Genomic DNA, 1,653 nt, shown 5'->3' with positions numbered 1-1,653 from the left:
GCATAAACAATCGTGTCACCAACACTATAGTTCACTTGCAACTTGATTTCTTTCGACTCCAGTTCAATCTTATGCTTATCTATTATACTTTGTACTAGTGGTTCAATAGGGAATTCTTCTTTTTGTAAAATATCTCTTTCTAGTTTAGAAAATCGCAATAACTCTTCAATTAAATTTGAAATTTGATCTGTTTGTTTAATGATTATATCAACATATGTGCCATCATCTAAACCGTCTTTTATTCCCATAGAATATGCTTTTACTAATGCGATTGGTGTTTTTAATTCATGAGTTACATCGCCCATAAATCGTTTTAAGTGGTCATTTCGATCTGTTAAATCTTGATGTGCTTCATGTAATTTATCACTCATAATGTTTATACTATTTGCTAAATCACCTATTTCATCATTCGTTTTAACTTTCGTCCGTTTAAATTTCAGACGTGAAATATCTTCTGCGACATCACTCAATTCATTCAGTGGCGTAGTGATTGTTTTTGAAAAAATCCAGACGAGCACGATAATAAGAAATAGTGAGAATCCCAAAATGTATAAATAAAATGAGTTAAGCGTTTTAATTACTTCATTTGAATGTGCGATAGAAACTCCTACTAAAATCAACATATCATCTTTCGCAATGTATTTCGCAAAAAAACTAGATTTTATCTTTTCTTGATCATATATTTTATTCGATTGTCCGAGGTTCTTCACTTTCGTAATTTCTTCTTTTGTAATCCAAAGTTTATTCAATGCAACTCTCTTTTTTGTAAGTTGCATGCGTAATTCTTCATTAATAGCATCTTCTGAACTATTTATTGATGTATAAGCAATCGTAACATTACCTTCATTTTCAATACGATTTATAGCATCATCCAGTTCTTTACGCGGTATTGACTGGATTTGCGCTGTAATGCCTTCTAAGCTTTCGCGTGTTTTGTGCACATTATATTTTGGTAAAAAATAGTTAATTAATAATAAAGAGATGGCAAAAATAAGGATGACTGTTAAAGAGATGCTGAAAAATAACTTTTTACCGAGTTTATTCACACTCTTCCTCCAAACTGTATCCTAAACCGCGATGTGTCTTTATAATATTTTCTCCTATTTTTTTACGTAATCTTCTTACATGCGTATCAACCGTTCGCTCTTCCCCAAAATAATCAAATCCCCAGACGATATCTAACAACTTTTTCCTCGTTAAAATCATGCCTTTATGATTTAAAAAGCACTTTATTAATTGTAATTCTGTCTTTGTAATGTCTAATTCTTTCTCATTTTTATATACTTTATTTTTGGTGAAATCTATTTTTAAATCTTGAACTTGAATAACATCTTCATGCTGTACAAGCTTTTTCGCTCGCGTAATTAGCACTCCTGGGTGAAATGGTTTTTTCACATACTCATCTGCCCCGCTTTGAAGAGCTGCTAATTCATCTTCACTTTCACTTTTCGCAGTAAGCATTAATACTTTTACACTCGAATTCTTTTTCATTTCCTGACAGACAGTAATACCACTACTTTTCGGCATCATCCAGTCTAAAATAGCTAAGTCAATTTTCTCATCATAAAATATTTGAAGTGCTTCCTCTCCATCTTTTGCTAATAAAACTTCGAAGCCTTCTTTTTCAAAATATGCTTTTAAAATTTTCAGCAT

At 31.5% G+C, this 1,653-nt stretch carries 2 protein-coding genes; both read right to left on the bottom strand.

The annotated features are described in order from the left end of the window. A partial coding sequence (locus AC1DJR_RS29020) for a histidine kinase dimerization/phospho-acceptor domain-containing protein (RefSeq protein ID WP_477004150.1) occupies window positions 1–1,046 on the bottom strand: 1,046 nt, incomplete at its 3' end. Then, window positions 1,039–1,653 (bottom strand): response regulator transcription factor (locus AC1DJR_RS29015; protein ID WP_477004149.1); only part of this gene is annotated, 615 nt, incomplete at its 5' end. The genes AC1DJR_RS29020 and AC1DJR_RS29015, both read right to left, overlap by 8 nt.

Source organism: Bacillus sp. 05T31, assembly GCF_056396725.1.
The sequence above is the reverse complement of the archived record's forward strand: the minus strand, read 5'-3'. Positions and strand labels throughout refer to the sequence as shown.